25 protein-coding genes are annotated in these 24,539 nt (G+C 71.2%); 20 read left to right on the forward strand and 5 right to left on the reverse strand.

What is annotated here, in order from left to right:
• Positions 1-88: 88 nt before the first annotated feature.
• The 9 genes from ACKTSN_RS37050 (at position 89) to ACKTSN_RS37090 (ending at position 8,497) form a co-directional block, all read left to right on the forward strand.
• The gene (locus ACKTSN_RS37050; RefSeq protein ID WP_129796958.1) at positions 89-463 is read left to right on the forward strand and encodes an FKBP-type peptidyl-prolyl cis-trans isomerase; all 375 of its coding nucleotides are present in this window, start codon (positions 89-91) and stop codon (positions 461-463) included.
• A 113-nt stretch (positions 464-576) separates the two neighbouring features.
• Positions 577-1,530, forward strand: coding sequence for a helix-turn-helix transcriptional regulator (locus ACKTSN_RS37055; protein WP_224736494.1), 954 nt, complete (start codon positions 577-579; stop codon positions 1,528-1,530).
• 19 nt (positions 1,531-1,549) lie between these two features.
• On the forward strand, positions 1,550-2,599 hold the full coding sequence (locus ACKTSN_RS37060; RefSeq protein WP_409473091.1) for a helix-turn-helix transcriptional regulator: 1,050 nt from the start codon (positions 1,550-1,552) through the stop codon (positions 2,597-2,599).
• Complete coding sequence (locus tag ACKTSN_RS37065) at positions 2,596-2,889, forward strand: hypothetical protein (protein ID WP_409473092.1); 294 nt, start codon at positions 2,596-2,598, stop codon at positions 2,887-2,889. Before ACKTSN_RS37060 ends, ACKTSN_RS37065 begins: the two co-directional genes overlap by 4 nt.
• Before the next feature lie 20 nt (positions 2,890-2,909).
• Positions 2,910-3,104, forward strand: a complete 195-nt coding sequence (locus tag ACKTSN_RS37070; RefSeq protein WP_224736491.1) for a hypothetical protein — start codon at positions 2,910-2,912, stop codon at positions 3,102-3,104.
• A gap of 259 nt (positions 3,105-3,363) precedes the next feature.
• A complete protein-coding gene (gene tatA / locus ACKTSN_RS37075; RefSeq protein ID WP_409473093.1) occupies positions 3,364-3,648 on the forward strand; it encodes a Sec-independent protein translocase subunit TatA in 285 nt (94 codons plus the stop codon).
• A gap of 47 nt (positions 3,649-3,695) precedes the next feature.
• Positions 3,696-4,658 (forward strand): twin-arginine translocase subunit TatC, encoded by a 963-nt coding sequence (tatC, locus tag ACKTSN_RS37080; protein WP_409473094.1) that lies wholly within the window; start codon positions 3,696-3,698, stop codon positions 4,656-4,658.
• A gap of 58 nt (positions 4,659-4,716) precedes the next feature.
• Positions 4,717-5,607, forward strand: a complete 891-nt coding sequence (locus tag ACKTSN_RS37085) for a diacylglycerol kinase (protein ID WP_409473095.1) — start codon at positions 4,717-4,719, stop codon at positions 5,605-5,607.
• 40 nt (positions 5,608-5,647) lie between these two features.
• Complete coding sequence (locus tag ACKTSN_RS37090; protein ID WP_409473096.1) at positions 5,648-8,497, forward strand: DEAD/DEAH box helicase; 2,850 nt, start codon at positions 5,648-5,650, stop codon at positions 8,495-8,497.
• 55 nt (positions 8,498-8,552) lie between these two features.
• Here the strand turns inward: ACKTSN_RS37090 and atzF are convergent, their stop codons facing one another.
• The 4 genes from atzF to ACKTSN_RS37110 are packed head-to-tail and all read right to left on the reverse strand — an operon-like array spanning position 8,553 to position 15,185.
• Complete coding sequence (atzF, locus tag ACKTSN_RS37095) at positions 8,553-10,226, reverse strand: allophanate hydrolase (protein ID WP_409473097.1); 1,674 nt, start codon at positions 10,224-10,226, stop codon at positions 8,553-8,555.
• Positions 10,227-10,243: 17 nt separating this feature from the next.
• Entirely contained in the window at positions 10,244-13,759 is a 3,516-nt protein-coding gene (locus ACKTSN_RS37100; RefSeq protein WP_409473098.1) for a 5-oxoprolinase/urea amidolyase family protein, read from the reverse strand.
• A complete protein-coding gene (locus ACKTSN_RS37105) occupies positions 13,756-14,364 on the reverse strand; it encodes an urea amidolyase associated protein UAAP2 (RefSeq protein ID WP_224734442.1) in 609 nt (202 codons plus the stop codon). Before ACKTSN_RS37105 ends, ACKTSN_RS37100 begins: the two co-directional genes overlap by 4 nt.
• On the reverse strand, positions 14,361-15,185 hold the full coding sequence (locus ACKTSN_RS37110; RefSeq protein WP_409473099.1) for an urea amidolyase associated protein UAAP1: 825 nt from the start codon (positions 15,183-15,185) through the stop codon (positions 14,361-14,363). The genes ACKTSN_RS37105 and ACKTSN_RS37110 overlap by 4 nt, the downstream gene beginning before the upstream one ends.
• Positions 15,186-15,346: 161 nt before the next feature.
• Here ACKTSN_RS37110 and ACKTSN_RS37115 point away from each other — a divergent pair, with 161 nt between their 5' ends.
• The 6 genes from ACKTSN_RS37115 to ACKTSN_RS37140 all read left to right on the forward strand — a co-directional run bounded on the left by ACKTSN_RS37115 (position 15,347) and on the right by ACKTSN_RS37140 (position 20,852).
• On the forward strand, positions 15,347-15,982 hold the full coding sequence (locus tag ACKTSN_RS37115; RefSeq protein WP_409473100.1) for a TetR/AcrR family transcriptional regulator: 636 nt from the start codon (positions 15,347-15,349) through the stop codon (positions 15,980-15,982).
• A 303-nt stretch (positions 15,983-16,285) separates the two neighbouring features.
• Positions 16,286-17,932 carry a sensor histidine kinase gene (locus ACKTSN_RS37120; RefSeq protein ID WP_409473101.1) on the forward strand — a complete coding sequence of 549 codons (1,647 nt, stop codon included), beginning with the start codon at positions 16,286-16,288 and terminating at the stop codon, positions 17,930-17,932.
• A complete protein-coding gene (locus tag ACKTSN_RS37125) occupies positions 17,929-18,336 on the forward strand; it encodes a roadblock/LC7 domain-containing protein (RefSeq protein ID WP_409473102.1) in 408 nt (135 codons plus the stop codon). Before ACKTSN_RS37120 ends, ACKTSN_RS37125 begins: the two co-directional genes overlap by 4 nt.
• Positions 18,333-18,728: a DUF742 domain-containing protein gene (locus ACKTSN_RS37130; protein ID WP_224734438.1), complete on the forward strand. Its 396-nt coding sequence runs from the start codon at positions 18,333-18,335 to the stop codon at positions 18,726-18,728. The genes ACKTSN_RS37125 and ACKTSN_RS37130 overlap by 4 nt, the downstream gene beginning before the upstream one ends.
• Entirely contained in the window at positions 18,709-19,329 is a 621-nt protein-coding gene (locus tag ACKTSN_RS37135; protein ID WP_409473103.1) for a GTP-binding protein, read from the forward strand. Before ACKTSN_RS37130 ends, ACKTSN_RS37135 begins: the two co-directional genes overlap by 20 nt.
• A 47-nt stretch (positions 19,330-19,376) precedes the next feature.
• Positions 19,377-20,852: a cytochrome P450 gene (locus tag ACKTSN_RS37140; RefSeq protein ID WP_409473104.1), complete on the forward strand. Its 1,476-nt coding sequence runs from the start codon at positions 19,377-19,379 to the stop codon at positions 20,850-20,852.
• Here ACKTSN_RS37140 and ACKTSN_RS37145 read toward each other — a convergent pair.
• Entirely contained in the window at positions 20,846-21,793 is a 948-nt protein-coding gene (locus ACKTSN_RS37145; protein WP_409473105.1) for an RluA family pseudouridine synthase, read from the reverse strand. The genes ACKTSN_RS37140 and ACKTSN_RS37145 overlap by 7 nt on opposite strands.
• A gap of 79 nt (positions 21,794-21,872) precedes the next feature.
• Here ACKTSN_RS37145 and ACKTSN_RS37150 point away from each other — a divergent pair, with 79 nt between their 5' ends.
• The 5 genes from ACKTSN_RS37150 to ACKTSN_RS37170 all read left to right on the forward strand — a co-directional run bounded on the left by ACKTSN_RS37150 (position 21,873) and on the right by ACKTSN_RS37170 (position 24,449).
• A complete protein-coding gene (locus ACKTSN_RS37150) occupies positions 21,873-22,454 on the forward strand; it encodes a GNAT family N-acetyltransferase (RefSeq protein ID WP_409473106.1) in 582 nt (193 codons plus the stop codon).
• A gap of 365 nt (positions 22,455-22,819) precedes the next feature.
• Positions 22,820-23,149, forward strand: a complete 330-nt coding sequence (locus tag ACKTSN_RS37155) for a hypothetical protein (protein WP_409473107.1) — start codon at positions 22,820-22,822, stop codon at positions 23,147-23,149.
• Complete coding sequence (locus ACKTSN_RS37160; RefSeq protein ID WP_409473108.1) at positions 23,146-23,397, forward strand: hypothetical protein; 252 nt, start codon at positions 23,146-23,148, stop codon at positions 23,395-23,397. The genes ACKTSN_RS37155 and ACKTSN_RS37160 overlap by 4 nt, the downstream gene beginning before the upstream one ends.
• Before the next feature lie 67 nt (positions 23,398-23,464).
• Positions 23,465-23,704, forward strand: coding sequence for an Rmf/CrpP fold protein (locus ACKTSN_RS37165; protein WP_431197155.1), 240 nt, complete (start codon positions 23,465-23,467; stop codon positions 23,702-23,704).
• A gap of 307 nt (positions 23,705-24,011) precedes the next feature.
• A complete protein-coding gene (locus ACKTSN_RS37170) occupies positions 24,012-24,449 on the forward strand; it encodes a cupin domain-containing protein (RefSeq protein WP_409473109.1) in 438 nt (145 codons plus the stop codon).
• The last annotated feature ends 90 nt before the right edge of the window (positions 24,450-24,539 follow it).

Raw genomic sequence — 24,539 nt, forward strand, 5'->3', positions numbered from 1 at the left:
TCTCGACCGGCGGCCGACGAGGCGTGTTCGCCGGTGGGATGCAAGACTGTCCGAGTTGCCTTGTCGTACACCAGCAGGAGCTAGAGACGTGAGCATCGAGAAGCCCGAGATCGACTTCCCGGGCGGCGAGCCCCCGGCGGACCTCGAGATCAAGGACATCTGGGAGGGCGACGGGCCCCAGGCCAAGGCGGGCGACACCGTCTCCGTCCACTACGTGGGCGTGGCCTTCTCCACCGGCGAGGAGTTCGACGCGTCCTGGAACCGTGGCACGCCGCTGCAGTTCCAGCTCGGCGTCGGTCAGGTCATCGCCGGCTGGGACCAGGGCGTGCAGGGCATGAAGGTCGGTGGCCGCCGCCAGCTGACCATCCCGGCGCACCTCGCGTACGGTGACCGCGGTGCCGGTGGCGGCCGTATCGCCCCCGGTGAGACCCTGATCTTCGTCTGCGACCTGGTCGCCGTCTGATCGGACGTGATCAGCTGGGGTCCATGCCTGTTCGGGCATGGGCCCTCGGCTTTTGCCGTGACACTCCGGAGCGGTACGGTCATCCGGCAGAAGCACCATAGGGAAGGGCGTCGATGGCCATTGCCAAGGCCGAGCGGCTGATGAATCTGGCGCTGTGTCTGCTCGGGACGCGGCGGCCGCTCAGCAAGCGCGAGCTTCGGGAGTCCATCGAGGCCTATCTCGAAGCGGGCAGCGACGACTCCTTCAACCGGATGTTCGAGCGGGACAAGGACGATCTGCGCGAGCTCGGACTGGTCATCGAGACGGTGGAGAACCTCGATGGCGAGGTCGGCTACCTGGCCCGTCGGGACAGCAACCGTCTGCCGCCCATCACCCTCGACGCCGAGGAGGCCGCGGCCCTCGGGCTCGCCGCCAAGGTCTGGCAGCAGGCCAGGCTCGCGGGGGCGGCGAGCGGCGCCCTGCAGAAGCTGCGTGCCGCCGGGCTCCCCGAGGACGTCGACCCGTATGAGGCTCATGGCGCGCTGGAGCCGCGTATCCCCGTGCACGAGGCCGCGTTCGAACCGCTGATGCTGGCCTGCCGCGACCGCCGCCCGGTCGCCTTCGAGTACCGCAAGGCCACCGCCGCCCGCCCCGAGGCCCGGCATGTCGAGCCGTGGGCGCTGGAGTGCTGGCGCGGGCACTGGTACCTGGCGGGCTGGGACCGCGATCGCGGTGCGGAGCGGGTCTTCCGGCTGTCCCGGATCACCGGCAAGGTGCGCACCCGCAGTGGCCGGTTCACCGCCGAGGTGCCCGATGTCGTCACCGTCCGGGAGACCGTCGCGAGCTGGGCGGGGGAGACCGCCGACCGCAGCGCGCTGATCCGGTTGCGCTCGGGTGCGGGGTACCCGCTGCGGGCGAGGGCCACCTCCGTGCGGGAACTCGGCGACGGCTGGGACGAGTTGGAAATTCCGTACGGGCACGGGCTGGACGCCTGGCTGGTGGAGTTCGGGCCGGACGTGGTGGTCGTGGAGCCCGCCGAGCTGCGGGCCGATGTCGTGGACCGGCTGCGTGCCGTGGCCAAGGGCTGAGGGGGAGCGGAAGAAGACAGTGGCTGGCAAACCGGTCAGGCCCGCGAACGCCATCGACCAGACCCGGCGGATGCTCTCCCTGGTGACGTATCTGAAGGAGCGCCCCGGCGCCCGGGTCGAGGACGTCGCCCGCGCCTTCGGCATCACCGAGGAGGAGCTGGTCTCCGACCTCGACGTACTGCCCATGTGCGGCACCAGCTTCCGCGGCGGTGACCTGCTCGACATCGACACCGACGGCGAGCGGATCTGGTGGCACAACTCCGCCGCACTCGGGGCGGAGGCGGCCGAGCCGCTGCGGCTGGCTGCCGACGAGGCGACCGCGCTGCTGGTGGCCGCCCGTGCGGTCTCCACCCTGCCCGGCCTGCGGGAGAGCGACCGGCAGGCGCTGCTGCGCGCCACCGCCAAGGTGGAGGCGGCGGCCGGTGAGGCGGCCGGTGCCAGCTCCCGGCTGTCGGTGACCTTCGAGTCGGAGGGCGGTGTGTTCGCGGACGTCGACCGGGCGATCTCGGAGCGCCGCCGGCTGTGGATCCGCTACTACTCGCCGGCCCGCGACGAGGTCACCGAGCGCGAGGTCGACCCGATCCGCCTGGTCAGCGTCGGCCACACCTATGTGGAGGGCTGGTGCTACCGGTCCGAGGCGCGCCGCACCTTCCGGCTCGACCGCGTCGCCGAGATCAGGGTCCTGGACGAGCCGTCCGCGCCGCCCGAGATCGAGCTGCGGGACCTGTCCGAGGGGTTGGTGCAGCCCGCGGCCGAGGACCCGGAGGTCGTGGTCGAGGTCGGCCCGGGCGGCCGCTGGGTCGCCGAGTACTACCCCCACGACAGTGCGGATGAGCTTGCGGACGGCGGGCTGCGTATCACCCTGCGCACCCCCGACCCGGCGTCGCTGCGCCGCCTCGCGCTGCGCCTGGGGCGCGACGGGCGGATCGTCGCCCCGCGGGAGCTGGCCGACAGCGCCCGGCAGGCGGCCCGCGAGGCCCTGGCGGCGTACGACGGGCTCGAGGCGCGGGCCGTGGATCCGGGGCAGGCAGGGGAACGGGCACACGACGGGCAGGAGCAGGGACTTTGAGTGAGTCGGCGGCGTCTGGGGTGCGGGGTATGTCGGTGGCGTCCGCGTTCGCGGGGATGAGAAGCGTGACTCCCGTGGTGTTCAGAGCCGGCTGCTCGGACTGCCGGGGCCGCTTCGAGCTCACCGCGAGCGCCCTGCGCCTGGCCATCGGCGCCACGAGCCGCACCACCTTCTACTCCTTCACCTGCCCCGAGTGCGGCGCGTCCGTGCGCAAGCCGGCCGGCGAGCGCATCATCGAACTGCTCACCGGAGGCGGCGTCAGCACCCTGCGGCTGCACTCCACCGCCTAGCACCCTCTAGGCTGCGCGTCATGTTCTGGCCGATGTTCGCGGTGGGTGTGGGTTTCCTGGGTATTGCCGTTCTCGGTGTGCTCGCTGTCCGGGTGTTCGTGGAGGCGGAGCGCCTCGGCAGGCAGGTGTCGGACTCCGCGCGGCGCATCAACCGGGCCGCGGAGGATCTGGAGCGCGCCGCCGTCAGTACGGCCCGGTCCGCGGACGCGCTGTGAGGCGGGTTGTGCGGCCCTGTGAGTCCTGCGCCTGATGCGCTTTGGGCGGCTTCGCCCTGTCAACTTCCCCCACCCGGCAGGTACCCTGCTGGTCACGGTTCGGAAAACGAGGCCCGGGCCGTGGACCGGGAGTACGCACAGGGATTGCCTCGCGTTCACCCCTGAGCGTTACGATCGCTGTCAGCACGATCGTTCGGACAGCTGTCCGACCGGTCGGACAGCCACCCACCCGCCCGCCTCGGTGAGAAGGTAAAGACTTATGGGACGGCTCGGACCCACCGAGATCATTCTGATCCTCGTCGTCATCATCCTGCTGTTCGGCGCGAAGAAGCTTCCGGACATGGCCCGCTCGCTCGGCAAGTCGGCGCGCATCCTCAAGAGCGAGGCGAAGGCGATGAAGGACGACGGCAAGTCCTCCGCCCCGGCCGACCCGCCCCACACCGACGAGCAGCAGCCCCCGGCGCAGCGCATCATCCAGGCCGCACCCGGTGACGTGTCCAGCTCCCGCCCGGTCACCGAGCCGACGGACACGACCAAGCGCTGACGCAGGGCCGGTGACCTCCGGCCCGCCGCACGAGATGGGAACGTGGGTTGCTGAAGTCTGCCCGCAAGCAGGAGAAGGATCCCGAGGGGCGGATGCCCCTCGCGGAGCACCTTCGTGAGCTCCGCAACCGGCTCGCGAAGGCCTTGCTGGCGATCGTCCTCGTCACGGTCGTCGCTGCCTTCTTCTACAACGACATCATCAACTTCTTCACCGAGCCGATCCTCGACTCGGTCGGTTGCTCGCAGTCGTTCGAGGAGCTGGCGCGGGCGTCCGCCGAGAATGCCGAGAACCAGCCGCCGTGCGCGCAGATCACGATCAACGGTCTGCTCGCGCCGTTCACGCTGGCGCTGAAGGTGTCCCTGATGGCCGGCATCGTGTTCGCCTCGCCGGTCTGGCTGTACCAGCTGTGGGCCTTCGTCGCACCCGGTCTGCACAAGCACGAGAAGAAGTACGCCTACGCGTTCGTCGGCACCGGCTTCCCGCTCTTCCTCGGCGGCGCCTTCTTCGCGTACAAGGTGCTGCCCACCACCGCGAACGTGCTGATCGAGTTCACCCCGTTCGGAGTGGACAACCTGCTGCCGCTCGACGACCTGCTCGACCTCGTCACGCGCATGGTCATCGTCTTCGGCCTCTCCTTCGAGCTGCCGCTGCTGCTGGTCATGCTCAACTTCACCGGCGCGATCACCGGCAAGCGCATGCTCGGCTGGTGGCGCGCGATGATCATGGGCATCACGGTGTTCGCGGCGATCGCCACGCCCAGCACCGACCCGCTGACCATGATGGCGCTCGCCGGACCCATCTGGATCCTGTACTTCGCCGCCGTGTTCGTCTCTCTCGTCAACGACCGGCGCAGGCGCCGCCGCGAGGCCATGGGTCCCGCCGACGACGAGGCGTCCGATCTGGACCTCACGCCCGAGGACATCGGCGAGGTCGAGACCGTCAGCGCGAGCCGCGCCCTGCCCGAGCAGGCGAGCAAGGACCGGGTCAACGGATACGACGACGTCACCTGAAGCAACGGTTATGACGACGTGATCTGAAGATCGGCGAGCACCTCGTAGGGTCACTGGCGTGACCAGCGAGATCACCCTCTTCGTCAACCCCACCGCGGGCCGCGGCCGGGGCGCCCGCGCGGCGCAGCCGGCCGCTTCCGCTTTCCGGGCGGCCGGATTCTCCGTGCGTACGGTCATCGGGCAGAACGCCGTCGACGCCCTCGCACGCGCGCGTGCCGCCGTCGCGGACGGCGCCGGCGCCCTCGTCGCCGTCGGCGGCGACGGCATGGCGAACCTCGCCCTGCAGGCCGTCGCCGGCACCCGCACCCCGCTCGGCCTGGTCGCCGTCGGCACCGGCAACGACTTCGCCCGCACCCTCGGCCTGCCCGTGCGCGACCCGGCCGCCGCGGCCCGCGTGATCGCCGAGGGGCTCAAGGGCGCCCGCGTGCGGGACATCGACCTCGGCCGGGCCGGCGACCACTGGTTCGGCACGGTCCTCGCCTCCGGCTTCGACTCCCGCGTCAACGACCGCGGCAACCGGATGCGGTGGCCCGTCGGCCGTTTCAAGTACGACCTGGCGATCCTCGCCGAACTGGCCGCCTTCCGGCCGTTGCCGTACCGGATCACCCTCGACGACGGAGCGGTCCGGGAGATCGAGGCGACCCTCGTGGCGGTCGGCAACGGATCGTCGTACGGCGGCGGCCTGCGGATCTGCCCCGGCGCCGACGTCACCGACGGGCTGTTCGACGTCACGGTCGTCGGGGACTGCAGCCGTACGACCCTGCTGCGGGTGTTCCCGTCGGTGTACCGGGGCGGGCACGTCGGCCACCCCAAGGTCACCGTGCACCGGGCGGCGCGGGTCGAGCTCGCCGCCGAGGGGATCACGGGATACGCGGACGGCGAGCCGCTCGGACCGCTGCCGCTGACCGTGGAGTGCAAACCCGGGGCCGTCCGGGTCGTGGGCCCCTGAGCTGCGGGTATCGCCGGAGTCACAGGACCGGATCCGGATAATGATCGTCCCGTTGTCAGTGGCGCCCGGTACGCTCGAAAGCACGATGACAGAGGACCTCTCACCGGCCGAGCGGTACGTGGCGGCGCGTCAGCGTGCCGCCGAGCAGGCCACCGCGCTCGCGTCCTTCCGCGAGATGTACGACTTCGGCCTCGACCCCTTCCAGATCGAGGCCTGCCAGGCACTCGAGGCGGGGAAGGGCGTGCTCGTGGCCGCGCCCACCGGCTCGGGGAAGACGATCGTCGGCGAGTTCGCCGTCCACCTCGCCCTGATGCAGGGCCGGAAGTGCTTCTACACGACACCCATCAAGGCGCTGTCGAACCAGAAGTACTCCGACCTGTGCCGCCGCTACGGGGACGGCATGGTCGGCCTCCTCACCGGCGACAACAGCATCAACCCCGACGCCCCGGTGGTCGTGATGACCACCGAGGTGCTGCGGAACATGCTGTACGCCGGCTCGCAGACCCTCCTCGGCCTCGGCTACGTGGTCATGGACGAGGTGCACTACCTCTCCGACCGGTTCCGGGGCGCCGTATGGGAAGAAGTGATCATTCACCTTCCCGAGTCGGTGACGTTGGTGTCACTGTCCGCGACCGTGTCGAACGCCGAAGAGTTCGGCGACTGGCTCGACACCGTCCGCGGCGACACCGAGGTGATCGTCGCCGAGCACCGTCCCGTGCCGCTGTTCCAGCATGTGCTCGCCGGGCGGCGGATGTACGACCTGTTCGAGGAGGGCGAGGGCCAGAAGAAGGCCGTCAACCCCGACCTGACGCGGATGGCCCGTATGGAGGCGAGCCGGCCGTCGTACCAGGACCGCAGACGGGGCCGCGCGATGCGCGACGCCGACCGTGAGCGGGAGCGGCGGCAGCGGTCGCGGGTATGGACGCCGAGCCGGCCCGAGGTGATCGAGCGGCTGGACGCCGAGGGGCTGCTGCCCGCGATCACGTTCATCTTCAGCCGGGCCGCCTGCGAGGCCGCCGTCCAGCAGTGCCTGTACGCGGGACTGCGGCTGAACGACGAAGAGGCGCGGGAACAGGTGCGGGCGCTGGTGGAGGAGCGCACGGCGTCCATCCCCGCCGAGGACCTGCACGTGCTCGGGTACTACGAGTGGCTCGAGGGCCTGGAGCGCGGCATAGCCGCCCACCACGCGGGCATGCTGCCGACCTTCAAGGAGGTCGTCGAGGAGCTGTTCGTACGGGGCCTGGTGAAGGCGGTCTTCGCGACCGAGACCCTCGCGCTCGGCATCAACATGCCCGCGCGTTCGGTGGTGCTGGAGAAGCTCGTCAAGTGGAACGGCGAGCAGCATGCCGACATCACCCCCGGTGAGTACACGCAGCTGACGGGGCGTGCGGGGCGGCGCGGCATCGACGTCGAGGGCCATGCCGTGGTGCTGTGGCAGCGCGGGATGAGCCCCGAACACCTGGCAGGACTGGCCGGGACGCGTACATATCCGCTGCGGTCCAGCTTCAAGCCGTCGTACAACATGGCGGTCAACCTCGTCGAGCAGTTCGGGCGGCATCGCTCGCGTGAGCTGCTGGAGACCTCCTTCGCGCAGTTCCAGGCCGACAAGTCGGTCGTCGGGATCTCGCGGCAGGTGCAGCGCAACGAGGAAGGGCTCGAAGGCTACAAGCAGTCCATGACCTGCCACCTCGGCGACTTCGAGGAGTACGCGCGACTGCGGCGGGAACTGAAGGACCGCGAGACCGAGTTGGCCCGGCAAGGCGCGGTACAGCGGCGGGCCGAGGCCGCCGTCGCGCTGGAGAAGCTGAAGCCGGGTGACGTCATCCATGTGCCGACCGGCAAGTACGCGGGGCTGGCGCTGGTGCTGGATCCGGGGCTGTCGGCCGGGCGGTCCAACGGGCATCGCGGCCTGGAGTACCACGACGGGCCCCGCCCGCTCGTGCTGACCGCCGAGCGGCAGGTCAAGCGGCTCGCGTCGATCGACTTCCCGGTGCCGGTGGAAGCGCTCGAGCGGATGCGGATCCCGAAGTCGTTCAACCCGCGTTCCCCGCAGTCCCGTCGGGACCTCGCGTCCGCGCTGCGCACCAAGGCCGGGCACATCCCGCCGGAGCGGCACCGCAAGAAGCGGTCCCAGGCCGCGGACGACCGGGAGATCGCCCGGCTGCGGACGGCGATCCGGGCGCACCCCTGCCATGGGTGCAACGACCGCGAGGACCATGCCCGGTGGGCCGAGCGGTACCACCGGCTGCTGCGGGACACCTCGCAGCTGGAGCGGCGGATCGAGGGACGTACGAACACGATCGCGCGGACCTTCGACCGGATCGTGGCGCTGCTGACCGAGCTCGACTATCTGCGCCACGACGAGGTCACCGAGCACGGCAAGCGGCTGGCCCGGCTCTACGGCGAGCTGGATCTGCTGGCGAGCGAGTGCCTGCGGGCCGGCGTCTGGGAGGGACTCGAGCCCGCCGAACTGGCCGCGTGCGTCTCGGCGTTGGTGTACGAGGCGCGCGTCGGTGACGACGCGATGGCACCCAAGCTGCCGTCGGGCAAGGCCAAGGCCGCGCTGGGTGAGACGGTGCGGATCTGGGGGCGGCTGGATGCGCTCGAGGAGGAGTTCCGGATCAACCAGACCGAGGGAGTCGGGCAGCGCGAGCCGGACCTCGGGTTCGCCTGGGCCGCGTACATGTGGGCGTCCGGGAAGAGCCTCGACGAGGTGCTGCGGGAGGCGGAGATGCCGGCGGGGGACTTCGTGCGGTGGTGTAAGCAGGTGATTGATGTGCTGGGGCAGATTCAGGTGGCGGCGCCTGAGGGGTCCTCCGTGCGGAGGGCTGCGCGTAAGGCGGTGGATGGGTTGCTGCGGGGGGTTGTGGCCTACTCGTCGGTGGGGTGAGGGTTGGTTGGCGGGTGCGGGTTGTTTGTGGCTGGTCGCGCAGTTCCCCGCGCCCCTAAGGGCGTTGTCCTGCTCGGCGATTTAGGTACGAGCGCCAGCTGCCGTATGACGTGATGTCCTCAGCGTTCGTGAGGGCGGCCGGTTCGCACAGGAAGCCGGGGCCTCGGGTGCCGTCTGCCAGTTCGACGCTGCCCAGGGTCATCGGGCGGGGGAGTGTGGCCAGGAGGCGGCCGAGGCCCTCTGCGGGGAGGCGCCAGATCTCCGTCTCGATCGCCGCTCCACCCTTCCCCGCGTACACCAGGCCCGGCTTGGGTGGGGTCGTCGACAGGGCGTGGAGGCGGTACGCCGGGGCCGTGGTCGTCGTGTGGTCCAGGCGAGCGCCAAGAGACAACAGCTGGGGATTCAACGGCTGGCCCGTCAGGTGTGCTCCCACCACCGCCAGCCGGGTCTCCGGCTGGAGCAGTCCCGCGATCCTCGCCAGCCGTTCGTCCGTGAACGCCCGGCCGATCAGCATCACGCCGAAGGGCAGGCCGTTCACCTCGCCCGCCGGGGCGGCCACCGCGGCCAGGTCGAAGAGGTTGGTGGAATTGGTGAAGCGGCCCAGGCGGGCGTTGGCGGCCAGGGGGTTCGCGGCCACCTCGGCGAGGGTGGGGTGGCCCGGCGTGGTGGGCAGGAGCAGGGCGTCCGCGTCGGCCAGTTCGGCCAGGGCTCGGGCGTGGAGGGTCGCCAGGAGGGCCTGGTCGGCGAAGAGCCGGTGGGCCGGGATGTCGCGGGCCCGGGTGATGATGCCGGTGACGGTGGGGTCCAGGCCCTCGCCGCCTTCTGGCATCAACTTGTCGACAAAGGCGCCCATGGCGGTGTACCGCTCGGCCACGAACGCGCCCTCGTAGAGCATGGCCGCGGCCTCGGTGAAAGGCGTGAGGTCGATCGTGCGGAGCTGCGCTCCCGCCGTGGCGAGCTGCTCGACCGCCGCCTCGTAGGCCTGCGCCCAGCCTTCGTCCAGGTCGCCCAGGTCGCCCAGGTCGGAAGGGACAGCGACCCGCCAGGGGCCGGAGGTGCGCTGGGGGAGGGGCGGGAGCTCGCGGGCCGGTGGGGACGTCATGAAGGTCAGCGCCTGCTCGGCCTCCGGGAGGGTGCGGGCGAAGACCGTGACGCAGTCCAGTGAGGCGCAGGCCGGGACGACGCCGGCCGTCGGGACCAGGCCGCGGGTCGGTTTCAGGCCGACGATGCCGTTGAAGGCGGCCGGGACCCGGCCGGAGCCCGCCGTGTCGGTGCCGAGGGCCAGGTCGACGAGGCCGAGGGCCACCGCGACGGCCGAGCCGGAGCTGGAGCCGCCGCTGATCCTGGCCGGGTCGTGGGCGCCTCGTACCGCGCCGTAGGGGGAGCGCGTGCCGACCAGGCCCGTCGCGAACTGGTCCAGGTTCGTGGTGCCGAGGACGATGGCGCCGGCCGCGCGCAGCCGGGCGACGACCGGCGCGTCCTGCGCGGGCTGGTAGGCGTACGCGGGGCAGCCCGCCGTGGTGGGCAGGCCGGCGACGTCGATGTTGCCCTTGACGGCGAGGAGGCGTCCGGCGAGGGGGAGCCGTTCGCCGGCGCAGATGCGTGTGTCCAGGGCCTCCGCCTCCGCTTCGGCCTCCGCCTGCGGGCGCAGGTCGATCCAGATCTCGGGGCGGTCGACGGCCTCGATGCGTGCGTAGGCGGAGCGGACGCGGGACACGGTGGTGGACATCTTGCTCCTCGGGGTGTTCAGCTCGCGGCCGGGGGAGCCAGGACGACCAGTGCCGTGCCCGCCTCCACCTGGTCGCCGGGTCGGGCCAGGATCTCCGTGACCACGCCGTCCATCGGGGCCTGCACACGGGACTCCATCTTCATGGCCTCCAGGGCGAGCAGCGGCTGGCCGGCCGTCACCTCCTCGCCCGGCCGCACATGCAACTGCCAGACGGACGCGGCGAATTCGGCCTCGATCAGGCGGCCGCCCGGCGGGACGGTCACTTCGGCCGGCGCAGCCGCCGGGGTGGACGCGGCCTGAGCGCGGGTGAACTCGCCCGCCGCCTCCCACGCCTCCCGCTCCGCCGCGAAGGCGGCCTGCTGCCGGGACCGGAACGCGGCGATGGACTCGGCGTTCTCGGTCAGGAAGGCCTGGTACTCGGCGAGCGAGAACGTGCCCTCCTCGATGCGGGGCACGAAGCGGCCGGACGTGATGTCCGCGCGCAGCTCGAGGAGTTCGTCCGCGTCCACCGGGTACCACCTGATGCGGTCGAAGAAGCGCAGCAGCCACGGCGAGCCCGGCTCGAACGCCCCGCGCTGCTGCCAGGGCGACCACACCTGGGTCGTACGGCCCACGAACTGGTAGCCGCCGGGGCCCTCCATGCCGTAGACACAGAGGTAGGCGCCGCCGATGCCGACCGAGTTCTCGGCGGTCCAGGTGCGGGCCGGGTTGTACTTCGTCGTCACCAGGCGGTGGCGTGGATCCAGGGGCGTCGCCACGGGGGCGCCCAGGTACACGTCGCCGAGGCCCAGCACCAGGTACTCCGCGTCGAACACCGTGCGGTACACGTCGTCCACCGACTCCAGGCCGTTGACGCGGCGGATGAACTCGATGTTCCACGGGCACCAGGGCGCGTCGTCGCGGACGCCGGCCATGTAGCGGGCGATCGCCTCGCGGGTGGCCGGGTCGTCCCACGACAGGGGGAGATGGACGGTGCGGGAGGGGACGACGAGCTCGTCGGTGGGCGGAAGGGCCGCCACCAGCTGCCGTACGGCGGCGAGGAGTTCGGGCTGCGGCAGGCGGCTCGGGTCGGCCTGGATCTGGAGGGAGCGGATGCCCGGGGTGAGGTCTGTGATCCCGGCCGGGTCCGCCTCGGCCACCGCGTCCATCAGCGCGTGGACGCGCATCCGCAGGGCCAGGTCCAGCTGCATGGGGCCGAACTCGACCAGCAGGTTGTCGTCGCCGCTGCGGAGGTACGTCACGTCGCCGTCCCGGGCCAGGATGCCGCCGTCCACGATCTCGGGGCGGGGCGATCCGCCGACGGTCACGGGCGTGAAGCGGACCGTGTCGCCGGGGCGCAGCTGGCCCAGCTTCCAGCGCTCGGTGCTGTGGACTGTCGCCGGGCACACGAACCCGCCGAGGGACGGGCCGTCGGGGCCGAGCAGCACCGGCATGTCGCCGGTGTAGTCCACGGCGCCGACGGAGTACGGGGTGTCGTGGATGTTGGAGGGATGCAGGCCCGCCTCGCCGCCGTCGGTGCGCGCCCAGCGCGGCTTGGGTCCGACGAGGCGTACGCCGGTGCGGGCCGAGTTGAAGTGGACCTTCCAGTCGGCGGCGTAGAAGTCGCGGATGTCGTCCTCGGTGAAGAACTCCGGTGCGGCATGCGGGCCCTCGACGGCACCGATGTGCCACTCGGCACCGAACGCCGGGCGGTCCGGGGGCGGTACGGGTGTGCCCTGCACCGTCCTTCCGCCGTGCAGTACGTCTCCGGTGCGCAGCGCCCGGCCGCCGTGCCCGCCGAACCGGCCCAGGGTGAAGGTGCTCGCGCTGTCCAGGAACGGCGGGACGTCCAGGCCGCCGGCGACGAGGACGTATGTCCGCAGGCCGTGCTCGACCGGCGCCCCGATCTCCAGTACGGCCCCGGCGGGCACCGTCACCGGCTCCCACTGCGGGATCGGGGTGCCGTCGACGGTGACCGGGGCCGGGGCGCCGGTGACGCAGACGGTCGTGGGATGCGTGAAGCGCAGGGACGGGCCCTGGAGGGTGCATTCGAGGCCGGGGGCGCCCTCCGGGTTGCCCAGCGCCCGGTTGCCGAGCCGGAAGGAGCGGTCGTCCATCGGGCCGCTCGGCGGCACGCCGACCTGCCAGTAGCCGGTGCGGCCCGGCCAGTCCTGGACGGCGGTGAGGGTACCGCCGGAGACGATCTCGATGCGGGGGGTCGGATCGGTGACGGACGCGAGGGTCGCCGTGGAGTGTGCGGCGCGTCGGAAGTCCGGGTCGGTGAGAGCCGCGCGGACCAGGCCGAGGTTGGTCTCGATGCCGTCCACCCGGGTGCCGGCCAGCGCCTCGTCGAGGCGCCGCAGGGCGTGCGCGCGGTCCGGGCCGTACGCGATCACCTTCGCCAGCATCGGGTCGTACGCCGTCGTCACCTCGGTGCCCGTCTCCACCCAGCCGTCCACGCGCACGCCCCGCGGGAGCACGACCCGCGTCAGCAGTCCCGCGCTCGGACGGTGGTCACGGGAGGGATCCTCGGCGTACAGGCGGGCCTCGACGGCGTGACCGCGCGGTGGGCCCGGGTCGCGGACGACATCGCGCTCGCCGCGTGCCAGGCGCAGCATCCAGGCGACCAGGTCGACGCCGTAGATCTCCTCGGTGACCGGGTGCTCCACCTGGAGGCGGGTGTTGACCTCCAGGAAGTACGCCTCTTCGCGGTCCGTGTCGTACACGAACTCGACCGTGCCGGCGGAGCGGTAGCCGACGGATACGCACAAGTCCCGGGCGGAGTAGGCGAGTTGCGTACGTACATGCTCCGGAAGGCCGGGCGCCGGGGCCTCCTCGACCACCTTCTGGTTGCGGCGCTGGAGGGAGCAGTCGCGGTCGCCGAAGGTGACGACCCGGCCCTCGCCGTCGCCGAAGACCTGCACCTCGACATGGCGGGCGCGTTCGACGAGCCGTTCCAGGAACACGCCGGCCGAGGAGAAGGAGGCGGCGGCGACGCGCTGCACGCGCTCCCAGGCCTCGGTCAGCTCGTCGGCTGATCGACAGGCCGACATACCGATACCGCCGCCTCCGCCGGTGGCCTTGAGCATGACGGGATATCCGATGCGCGATGCCTCGTACAGCGCCTCGTCGAGCGAGGTCAGCAGTCCCGTCCCCGGCGTCAGCGGCACGCCCGCCGCCTCGGCGGCCGCCCGCGCCGTGTGCTTGGCGCCGAACAGCTCCAGCTGCCGCGGCGTCGGGCCGACGAACACTGTCCCGGCGTCCTCGCAGCGGCGCGCGAAGGCCGCGTCCTCGGACAGGAAGCCGTAGCCGGGGTGGATCGCGCCCGCGCCGGTGTCCTTGGCCGCCTTCAGCACCAGGTCGGTGTCCAGGTACGACTCCTTCGCGGGCGCCGGGCCCAGGCGCACCGCCTCGTCGGCGAGCCGGACGTGCGGGGCGCGGCGGTCGGGGTCGGAGTACACCGCGACCGTGCGCAGGCCGAGTTCGCGTGCGGTGCGGATGACGCGGACGGCGATCTCGCCCCGGTTGGCGACCAGGAGGGTGTCGAAGGTCATGCCGGGGCCCCGATCGTCATCTCCACCGGGGTCGGGTCGAAGCCGTTGCAGGGGTTGTTGATCTGAGGGCAGTTGGAGACGAGGACCAGCACGTCCCGCTCGGCGCGCAGGGTGAGCGACAGGCCCGGCGCCGACAGGCCGTCGACGATGCCGAGCGTGCCGTCCTTCTCCACCGGCACGTTCATGTACCAGTTGATGTTCGACACGAGGTCGCGCTTGCCGAGGCCGTGCCGGGCGCCCTCGGCGAGGAAGTTGTCCACGCAGGCGTGCTGCGCCCAGGTGTGGTGGCCGTACCGGAGGGTGTTCGACTCCTTGGAGCAGGCGCCGCCGACCGTGTCGTGCCGGCCGACGTCGTCGGCGACGACGGTCATCAGGGGCGTGTGCTCGTTGGACAGGAGCACGCTGCCCGTGGTGAGGAAGATCGAGCCCTGTGCGTGGATCGTGTCGGGCGCGCTGTAGCGCACGGACGTGTCGTGGGCGTCGTAGACGAGGAAGTCGACGGCCTGGTTGCCGTGCAGGTCGGTGACGGTGAGCGTCTCCCCGGCGCGGACCACGGAGGACCAGGCGGCGCGGGCCGGAACGATCTCGGTCTGCACGCTCTTCATACGAGCCCCCTGGCGGCGAGGAATTCGGCGGTGTTCAGGAAGGCGCGGCGGCCCTCCGGGGTGGCGTCCCACAGGGCGTCGCCGGGCCCGGTCGGCGCGGCGCGCCAGGCGAGCACCTCCAGCGGGGTGCTGACGTACTCCGGGCGGGGATCCGCCGGGTGCGGGACGTTGGCGATCAGGACGGTGACGTCCTGCTCGGCGCGGAGCGTGACGCTGCCGGCGGGGCCGGCCGAGCCCGTGAAGTCGAGGGTGCCGTCGTCGCGGACCTCCACGCCCTGGAAGAACGACAGGGACGGCGGCAGATCGCGGGGCCCGAGGCCGTTCTTGGCGGCGGCCAGCTTGAACAGCTCACGGCCGGCGGGGGAGGACGACTGCGGAGCGCCGTCGCCGTACCTCTCGGTGTTGCGAACGAGCGTGGAGGTGCCGCACAGCGCGTCGTGCCGACCGGAGGTGTCGGCGATCACCGAGGCGAGGACGCGGCCCTGGTCGGAAAGCAGCAGCCGGCCTTCCCCGAGGTAGGCGTTCCACTGGACCTTGACCGTGTCGGCGACGTTCAGCCGCTCCCAGGGGCGGTCGGCGACGAACAGCAGGACGTGCGCGCAGGCGTCGCCGCGCAGGTCGGTCAGGCGCAGCTCGGTGCCGCGGGCCAGCACCCGATGCGTGTAGTTGCCGCCCGCCACCGTCTCGGCCCACACCAGATGGCCCGCCGCGCAGGGCGGCACGGGCCAGTTGGCGGCCGGGACGACGGGCATGGCCTCGGTGCGAGTGCCTTCCTGGGCGCGCGCGTGGGCGCGGGCCCCGTATGTGGTCGCTGTCGCCATCGCGGTCCTCCGGCTCGTCTGTCGACGGATCGTTCCTGTGTTTCTGTCGCTCGACAGAAATTAGGGACGGGGCGGGTCGCCGGGATTGCCCGGGCGTTGCCGCTCGGTTACCGAGCCCTCACGGAGATCGCCCTGCGGCGGCGTGTGCGAGGATCGAACGCATGGGGACGACGGGTGCACAGCCGGGCCGCCGGGTCGGCCGGCCGCGGGCCGCGCAGCGGCCGGACAGCGGGCTGGCGCCGCGCGAGGAACTCCTGTCCGCCGCCGCGGAGTTGTTCACCACCCGTGGCTACGCCGCCACCTCCACCCGGGCCGTCGCCGAGCGCGCGGGCATGCGGCAGGCGTCCATGTACCACTACGTCTCCGGCAAGGAGGAGCTGCTCGCCGAGCTGCTCGAGTCCACGGTCACGCCCTCCCTGGCGTACGCCCGGGAACTGCTCGCGGACGACACGGTGGCCGCCGAGCGGCGGCTGTGGGAGCTGTGCCGCGCCGACGTCGAGCTGCTGTGCGCCGGACCGCACAACCTCGGCGTGCTCTACCTGATGCCCGAGGTGCGCACCGAGCGGTTCGCCGGCTTCCATGCAGTGCGCGCCGAACTCAAGGACACCTACCGTCAGTTGCTCGCCGCGACCGGTGTCGGCGCGGCGCTCGCCAAGGGTGAGCTGGAGCTGCGGACGGACCTCGTGTTCGGGCTGATCGAGGGCGTCATCCTCGTTCACCGATCCGATCCGGAGCGGCCGGTGTCGGTGTTCGCCGAGGCCGCGGCCGACGCCGCGCTGCGTATCGCCGGGGTCTGACCGGCCGATCGTTCACCCGTGACGGTGAGGTGTTTTCGTATGCCTGTACGTCGTCACGCAGCGTGTGCGAACGCAATCCGAGCGTGTAAACGGCCGAGGGTACTCCTGTCGTGCGCCCCGTTTCAGGTGCTTGCTGAATATGACACGGCGATGATCCGGTCGGACTAAGCTCGCCCGCGGCGCACCGAGTTGCGGTGTATTCGTGCGCTTGTTCCCAAACATCCTGATGATCCCGACATCTCTCATGACATACCCCCCTGCAAGCTCGCCCCACACCCAGCCGATTCGTTTCAGAGGGCCCACATGGTGAGTGTTCAATCCCCACCCGTACGCCGTGAACTTCCCTACGCGCGCGTGCTGTTGCTGCCGGCCATACTGATGGCCGCGGCGACCGGGGCGTCCGTCGCCCTGGTGACGCAGTCCGCCCGGATCGCGGTCGGCTGGTGCGGCGGCATCGCCACGCTCCTGGTGATCGTGACCGCGGCCGAGGCGGTGCGCCGCAGCCGCGCGCTGCGGGACCTGCGCGCCGAACACGCCCGGCACACGGCGTATCTGGAGCGGCGCATCGCCGCCCACGACGAGCACATCGCCCGGCTCGCCGACGAGCATCTGCCGGCCGCGCTGCGCCGGCTGCGCTCCGGCAACTCGCCCCACGAGGTGCTGCGCCAGCTCGGCCAGGAGAACCCCGACTTCCGGGCCCTCTCCGAGGCCGAGCTCCAGGTGATCACGACCGTGCTGCGGATCGTGGACCACGAGGAAGCCCTGCGCGACTCCGCCCAGCGCGCCTTCGTCACCGTCGCCCGACGCGTCCAGGCCATCGTCCACCAGCAGGCCAAGGAACTGAGGGAGATGGAGGAGGACCACGGCCGCAACCCCGAGGTCTTCGACGACCTGCTGCGTATCGACCACGGCAACGCGCTGATCGGCCGCCTCGCCGACTCCGTCTCGGTCCTCGGCGGCGGCCGCCCCGGACGCCAGTGGCCCCGGCCCGTCGCCCTCTACAGCGTGCTGCGCGGCGCCATGTCCCGGATCCTGGAGTACCGCCGGATCAACCTGGCCTCGATCGCCAAGGTCAACATCAAGGGCATCGCCGTCGAGCCGGTCATCCACGCCGCCGCCGAACTCCTGGACAACGCCACCCGCTACTCGCCGCCCAACACCAAGGTGCACGTCACCGCCACCGAGGTGCAGACCGGCGTCTGCATCGAGATCGAGGACGCCGGCGTCAGCCTCAGCGAGGAGGCCCGCAAGCGGGCCGAGGGCATGCTGGAGCGCGCCAAGGCCGGCGGTGACCTGCAGGAGCTCGGCGACAGCGACACCCCGCGGCTGGGCCTCGCCGTCGTCGGCCGGCTCTGCTCGGCGCACAACATGCAGGTCTCCCTGCGCGCCTCCGCGTACGGCGGGGTCCGCGCCATCCTCGTCGTACCCAGCGAGATGATGACCGACGAGCCCGGAGTCGGCCTCGCCCACGGCATCGGCGCCACCGCGTTGCCCCAGACCACGCCCGGCACGGTGGAAGGCCCCAAGCGCACGCCCAAGAAGCGCCGCCCCACCAGCCCGCGCATCCCCGCCACGGTCTCCATGGAGGACGAGGTCCCCGAGGTCACCGAGTGGACCGCCCAGGGCCTGCCGCAGCGGCGCAGCCGGATGAAGATCCCGCTGGACCAGCGGCTCGCCGAGCAGGCGGCCCTCGAGAAGGCCGCACGCGAGGGCGACGAGGAAGCCCTGCGCTGGATGCAGCCCCGGCCCGAACCGGCGCCTGATCCGGAGCGGAAGAAGCACAAGGAGCGCGAACCCGGGCTGGCGTTCGAGGCCTTCTGGGAGGGCCTGAAGAAGGACCTGCCCCCGGGCGTCCACCCCACCGCGTTCACCCGCGACCCTGCCGCATTCACCCATCTGATCAAGGACCCGGCCCGTACCGAGGCCGATGACGAGGGGGACCCCAAGTGATCCAGCAGCGAGGGAACTTCGACTGGATGCTCAAGGAGCTGGACGACGGCGTTCCGGGCATCGAGATGATCGTGGTGCTCTCCGCCGACGGTCTGCGCATCGCCCGGCACGGCGGCGACCCGGACGCCGCCGACCGTGTCGCCGCGGCCTGCGCCGGGCTGCAGAGCCTGACGAGCGCCGTCGCCCAGGAGATCCCGGGCAGCGAGGGCGAGATGAAGCTGGTCGTCGTCGAGATCGACGGCGGCTACTTCTACCTGATGGCCGCCGGCGCCAACGCCTACCTCGCGGTGCTCGCCGACGTGCGGTGCGAACCCACCTACATGAGCGCGCACATGCGCGACCTCGTCGTGCGGATCGGCGCCCATCTGACCAGTCCGCCCCGACGCAGCGGGCGCACCGTATGACTCCTCCCCAACGCCAGAGGCGTCATCCCCTGCCGGATCCGGCGCCGCAGCCCGCCAAGCAGGGTGACGGCCAGAACCCCGAGCGGCTGTACACCATCACCGGCGAGGACGGGTCCCGGGTGCCGCTCGACCTGGTCACGTTAATCGTGGCGAACGCCGATCCCCCGCCTTCCGCCACGCCCGAGCAGGCGGCGCTGCTCCGGCTCTGTTCGGCCCCCCTGTCCGTGGCCGAGCTGTCGGCCTACCTCAATCTGCCGTTCAGCGTGGTGACCGTCCTGCTCACCGAGCTGCTGACGGCCGAACTGGTGCGGGCCCGCGCCCCGATCGTCCGCCAGGCGCTCCCCGACCGTTCCATCCTCGAAGCGGTGATGCATGGACTTCAAAAGCTCTGACACCATCCCGGGCCCACGCACCGAGGATCATCTGCCGCACACGGCCCAGGCCGCGGTGAAGATCGTGATCGTGGGCGGCTTCGGTGTCGGCAAGACGACCATGGTCGGCTCGGTCAGCGAGATCCGTCCGCTGACCACCGAGGAGACCATGACACAGGCCGGCATCGGAGTCGACGACAACTACGGCTCCGAGTCCAAGACCGCCACCACCGTGGCGATGGACTTCGGCCGCATCAGCATCACGGACCAACTCGTGCTCTACCTCTTCGGCACACCCGGCCAGGAACGCTTCTGGTTCCTGTGGAACGGCCTGTTCGAAGGCGCCCTCGGCGCCGTCGTCCTGGTCGACACCCGGCGCCTGGAGGTCAGCTTCGACGTCATGGGGCGGCTGGAGGAGCGCGGGGTGCCGTTCGTGGTGGCCGTCAACTCCTTCCCGGACGCCCCCCGTTACCCCGTCGAGGACCTGCGGACCGCACTCGACCTGCCCGAGGCCATCCCCATCATCGAGTGCGACGTACGCCGCCGGGCCTCCAGCCGGGACGTCCTGATGACCCTGATGCGGTTCCTGCACTCCCTCGCCCTGATGGGCAAGCTCGCCTGATCCCCGATCGCCCCCCGATCCAGCACCGTTCCCGAAAGCGACCCGCTGTGACGCCTGACATCCCTTCCCGTACCGGTACGGACGACGACCTCACGTTCGGCGGCCCGCCGCCCGGCTGCCCCGCCCACGGCCGCGGCCCCGGCGGACTGCACCGGCTGCACCAGGCGGACGACCTGGGCGACCTCTACGAGCAACTCCGCGAGGAGCACGGCCAGGTGGCGCCCGTGCTGCTGCACGACGACGTCCCCGTGTGGGTGGTCCTCGGACACGCCGAGAACCTCCAGATGGTGCGTACGCCCTCGCTGTTCACCCGGGACAGCCGCATCTGGACCCCGCTCCTGGAGGGCATGGTCAAGCCCGACCATCCGCTCATGCCGCACATCGCCTGGCAGCCCATCTGCTCCCACGCCGAGGGCGAGGATCATCTGCGGCTGCGCGGCGCCGTCACCGGCGCCATGTCGACCATCGACCACCGCAGCATCCGCCGGCACATCAACCGCTACACCCAGCGGCTCGTCAACGAGTTCTGCGAGCAGGGCCACGCCGAGCTCGTCAGCCAGTTCGCCGAGCATCTGCCGATGGCGGTGATGTGCGAGATCCTCGGCATGCCCGACGAGTACAACGAGCGGCTGGTGCATTGCGCCCGTGACGCGCTCAAGGGCACCGGGACCGCGCTCGCCAGCCACGCCTACGTCATGGACGCCCTCGGCCGGCTCACCGCACGCCGCCGCGCCCACCCCGAGGAGGACTTCACCAGCCACCTCATCACCCACCCGGCCCGGCTCACCGACGACGAGGTCAGGGAACACCTGCGCCTCGTCCTCTTCGCCGCCTACGAGGCCACGGTCAACCTCCTGTCCAACGCGCTGCGCATGGTGCTCACCGACCCGCGCTTCCGCGCCCAGCTCAACGGCGGCCAGATGACGGTGCCCGAGGCGGTCGAGCAGTCCCTGTGGGACGAACCGCCGTTCAGCACCGTCCTCGGCTACTTCGCCAAGCAGGAGACCGAGCTCGGCGGTCACCGCATCCGCAAGGGCGACGGACTGCTCTTCGCGCCGGCCCCGGGCAACATCGACCCCAAGGTGCGGCCCGACCTCGCGGCCAACATGCAGGGCAACCGCTCCCACCTCGCCTTCGGCGGCGGCCCGCACGAGTGCCCCGGTCAGGACATCGGCCGGGCCATCGCCGACGTCGGCGTCGACGCGCTGCTGATGCGACTGCCGGACGTCGAACTCGACTGCGACGAGGACGAGTTGGAATGGCGGGAGTCGATCGCCTCACGCCATCTGGTGGAGCTCCCGGTGCACTTCGTGCCGAAGCCGCCGCAGGACGTCATGGAACCGCCGAGCCCGCGGCAGGTGCCGCAGCAGCGCACGAGCTGGCAGGTCGGCATGACCGAACCCGAGCCGGCGCCCACCGTCCCCGAACCCCGGCCGGCCGAGCCCGTCGCACCGACGCCGGAGCCGGCACCCCGCAGGCCAGGCGCCTGGCAGCGGTTCCTGCGCTGGTGGCGGGGCTACTGACCCGCCCACTGCGGGAAACAGGACCAGGCCGTCAGCGTCCGCTCACTGCGGAACAGGTGCGCCACTCCCGTGACCGGATCGGTGAACTCCAGCTCCCGCGCCAGCAGTTGCAGCGGGCGCCGGAAGTCACCGGCCGGCACGGGGTCGGTCACCACCGGATAGAGCGGATCGCCGAGGATCGGCACGCCCAGCGCGTTCATGTGCACCCGCAGCTGATGGGTCTGCCCGGTGCCGGGCACCAGCCGGTAGCGGCCCAGGTCCGTACGGTGCTCGATCAGCTCGATGCAGCTCACCGCGTTCGGCTCGCCCGCGGCCTCGCGGGCGGTCAGCGAGCCGCGCTCCTTCACGATCCGGCTGCGCACCGTGCGGGGCAGGTCGAGCGCGGGATCGTACGGGGCGACCGCCTCGTACTCCTTGCGCACCAGCCGGTCCCGGAACAGCGTCTGGTACGCGCCGCGCTCCTCGGGCCGCACCGTGAACAGCACCAGCCCCGCGGTGAGCCGGTCCAGCCGGTGCGCGGCGCTCAGCGTCGAGAGGCCCAGCTCCCGCCGCAGCCGGGCCAGCGCGGTCTCGGCGACATGGCTGCCACGCGGGGTCGTGGCCAGGAAGTGCGGCTTGTCGACGACGACGATGTGCTCGTCGCGGTGCACGACCTCCAGCGGGAACGGCACCCGCACCTCGTCCGGCAGCTCCCGGTGGAACCACACGAACATCCCCGGCACATACGCCGCCTCCGGCGCCACCGCCGTCCCGTCCGCCCCGACGATCAGCCCGGCCGCGAACATCCCGTCGACGATCCCGGCCCCCGCCCCCGACAGCCGCTCCACCAGATGCTCACGGACGGTGGCCCACGGTCCTTCGGCAGGCAACCGCACCCGCACCGGATCCACCCCGGCACGCTGCGGCAGCGGGGAGGGCGGAATCCGGCTCTTGCGTCTCATAGCGTGCAAGCGTACGAGGCGCCGCACGACGCCGGAAAACCACTGGGCCCTTCCGCCGCCGCCCGGCAGGATGCGGGTCATGCCCTTCCTGACCAGCCCGGTCCTGCCCGCCGGCACCCTCGCCCGTACCCCGCAGCCGACCCTCCCCACCGGCGACGGACTCCTTCTGCGCCCTTGGAGCGCCGAGGACGCCCCCGCCGTTCACCAGGCCTTCCAGGACCCGGTCATGCACGCCTGGCATCTGCGCTCCGCCGGATCCGAGGCCGAGGTGCGCGGCTGGATCGACGAGTGGCGCCAGGCCTGGAATCAGGAGAAGAACGCACAGTGGGCCGTCACCGACGTGGCCACCGGCCGGCTCATGGGACGCGTGGCCCTGCGCGACATCGTGCTCGAGGACGGCGTGGCGGAGGTCGCGTACTGGACCGTGCCGGAGGCCCGCGGCCAGGGCGTCGCGTCCCGTGCCACGACCGCCCTCGGCCGCTGGGCGCTCGACGAGATCAGCTTCCACCGCCTCGAACTCACCCACGCCGTCGCCAACACGGCGTCCTGCCGCGTCGCCACGAAGACGGGCTTCGCCCTCGAGGGCACCAAGCGCAGCGCCGGCCTCCACACCGACGGCTGGCACGACATGCACCTGCACGCGCGCGTGCGGGGCGACTGACCTAGACGGCGGCCATCTCCTGCACGGTCGTCCGCCTCCGGTACACCCGGTAGGCCGTGCCCACCGCGACGGTCACCATCAGGAACAGCACCGTGAACCACTGGAAGTACCAGTGGAGGCACCCTCGTCGTGACGTGCGGGAATGTGATTCCTTCCCGTCTGACCTGCGGAAACACATCCTGCGTTATCCCGCGCTTTCCTCCGTCATCTGGGCCTCATGTGCCCTGTCTGTGCCCTCCGGTGCGCGCGGTCCGCCCAGCTCACGCCCGTCTCCATCGCGGAGACACGGCGGCCCCGAACCGGTGATGCAAGCACCAGCCGGGGCCTTGATCCGAACCCCAACCGATCAAGGGAGTCCAGACCCAATGCAGGACCGTACCCCGGACGCCGTGCGCGACTTGCTCGCGGCCGTCCTCGAAGCGCTCGACATCCCCATCCCCGCCCCCGCCACGGCCGGCGGCACCGAAGCGCACGACCGCGCGCTGAACGACCGCGCCATGCACGCGAAGATCGCGCTCCGTGACGTCCTCGACGGCGCTCCGCTCGGCATCGAGTGGACCACCGAGTATCTGCGCGAGCGCCTCACGGAGACCCCGCCCACCGGCTACGTCACCAGTGCCCAGGCCCACGCTGCGCTCGCCGCGGGCAAGACGTGGTCCGAGGCCGTCGCCCTTCCCGGTGGTGAGCGCCGGTGAGCAAGCAGCAGCGGTTGTCCGTGCGCCGGGCGCCGGACTTTGACGACGACCTGGCCTTGTTGCAGGGGTCGGGTATGACGGCGTCGGATGCCGTCCGACACGCGGTGCGGCTCCTTGCGCAAGCGCACCGGTACGTCCAACAGTGCGCGCAGAATCACGGCGGCCAGCGGCCCTCGATGCTGTCTATTCGGACCCGTGATCTGTTCCCGGTGGCGCCGGTGTCCGACAGGGGCGAGCAGGGCGTGTGACGCGGCAGGGTTCACCCGTCGGACACGGGTGGGCCCTGTCATACGTGCTGGTCAGGAAGGGGGAATTGTGGGAACGCGCGAGCAGATCGTGCGAACGATCTTGGCGGGTCAGGAAGCAGGGCGCCGACAGGAATCACCCCTGGTGTGCCCGTACCCGCGCACGTCGATCCTGCGGAGGGCGTGGATACGCGGCTACGCGCGCGCGCACGGCCGATCGCAGAGGGGCAGGACGACGACTAGTGCCGCATCAGGCAACGTTCGCCCTGTTTACGCGGCGGCTGGGCGCAAGGTGATCAACGTTGGTTGATCAAAGGCGCTTGCTTTGTAGATGCCCGCCGATGACATGGTGCGATGCGGTCTCGATGCCGCTGGCTCCCGGATTGTGGCGGCCGCCGAGGGGAGGCAGGGTGGTCTCGAGACCGTTTGGGCGAGGCAGAAGGCACACGGCCTGTCACGGATGCCGGCTGTGGCTTGTCCTCATCGTGAAGCGAGTTGTGTGAGCCGGGAATCGGCGAACTTGGTCACCGCCGAACGAGTGGGTCGGTACACCGGTCCGGAATGCGGTGGCCGACGCAAGATAGTCCATTCCGGGCAGGCTTACGGAGGTGTGGTACATGTCAGAGAAGAACCCAGATCACGGGACCTCCCACGAGGGCTTCTTGCCGTCCGAAGTCCAGTTGCTGCAGGAAGTCACTCCGCCCTTCTTTCCCGAAGGTGGTTCGGGAATGACGATCCTCGTCGATTGGCCTCCCGGTCACCCTGGGCTCCCTCCGCATCGCCACTCGGGCCCGTCGTTCGGCTACGTGATGGAGGGCGCGCTCCGGTTCGAGCTCGAGGGCGAGCCGGAGCGTGTGGTCGAGGCCGGTGGGACGTTCTGGGAGCCGGGCGGTGACGTGATCCACTACCAGGACGGCAACGCTCTGTCGGACGCACCGACCAAGTTCCTGGTGACCATGGTGTGCGCGCCGGGTCAGCCGATGCTCACGTTGGTCGACGAGGAGGAGCTGAAGGAACGGGCGCACCTGCGCTCCCCGCGTCCCTCTGAAGGCTGACCCGCGAGATCGACATGGGTGCGGAGCCCGGAACACCGATCCCGATGCCGGGCATTGCAGACCACGAGGGTTGGACGGCTTCGTGCGGCT

The sequence above is a fragment of the Streptomyces flavusporus genome (genome assembly GCF_046267975.1).
Lineage (GTDB): Bacteria > Actinomycetota > Actinomycetes > Streptomycetales > Streptomycetaceae > Streptomyces > Streptomyces flavusporus.

Coding starts and splice junctions, on each gene's coding strand:
- ACKTSN_RS37110 (WP_409473099.1), bottom strand. CDS start 15,185: ATGGCGACAGCGACCACATACGGGGCCCGCGCCCACGCGCGCGCCCAG.
- ACKTSN_RS37105 (WP_224734442.1), bottom strand. CDS start 14,364: ATGAAGAGCGTGCAGACCGAGATCGTTCCGGCCCGCGCCGCCTGGTCC.
- ACKTSN_RS37115 (WP_409473100.1), top strand. CDS start 15,347: ATGGGGACGACGGGTGCACAGCCGGGCCGCCGGGTCGGCCGGCCGCGG.
- atzF (WP_409473097.1), bottom strand. CDS start 10,226: ATGTCCACCACCGTGTCCCGCGTCCGCTCCGCCTACGCACGCATCGAG.
- ACKTSN_RS37145 (WP_409473105.1), bottom strand. CDS start 21,793: ATGAGACGCAAGAGCCGGATTCCGCCCTCCCCGCTGCCGCAGCGTGCC.
- ACKTSN_RS37055 (WP_224736494.1), top strand. CDS start 577: ATGGCCATTGCCAAGGCCGAGCGGCTGATGAATCTGGCGCTGTGTCTG.
- ACKTSN_RS37135 (WP_409473103.1), top strand. CDS start 18,709: ATGGACTTCAAAAGCTCTGACACCATCCCGGGCCCACGCACCGAGGAT.
- ACKTSN_RS37155 (WP_409473107.1), top strand. CDS start 22,820: ATGCAGGACCGTACCCCGGACGCCGTGCGCGACTTGCTCGCGGCCGTC.
- ACKTSN_RS37130 (WP_224734438.1), top strand. CDS start 18,333: ATGACTCCTCCCCAACGCCAGAGGCGTCATCCCCTGCCGGATCCGGCG.
- ACKTSN_RS37070 (WP_224736491.1), top strand. CDS start 2,910: ATGTTCTGGCCGATGTTCGCGGTGGGTGTGGGTTTCCTGGGTATTGCC.
- ACKTSN_RS37150 (WP_409473106.1), top strand. CDS start 21,873: ATGCCCTTCCTGACCAGCCCGGTCCTGCCCGCCGGCACCCTCGCCCGT.
- ACKTSN_RS37120 (WP_409473101.1), top strand. CDS start 16,286: ATGGTGAGTGTTCAATCCCCACCCGTACGCCGTGAACTTCCCTACGCG.
- ACKTSN_RS37170 (WP_409473109.1), top strand. CDS start 24,012: ATGTCAGAGAAGAACCCAGATCACGGGACCTCCCACGAGGGCTTCTTG.
- ACKTSN_RS37090 (WP_409473096.1), top strand. CDS start 5,648: ATGATCGTCCCGTTGTCAGTGGCGCCCGGTACGCTCGAAAGCACGATG.
- tatA (WP_409473093.1), top strand. CDS start 3,364: ATGGGACGGCTCGGACCCACCGAGATCATTCTGATCCTCGTCGTCATC.
- ACKTSN_RS37100 (WP_409473098.1), bottom strand. CDS start 13,759: ATGACCTTCGACACCCTCCTGGTCGCCAACCGGGGCGAGATCGCCGTC.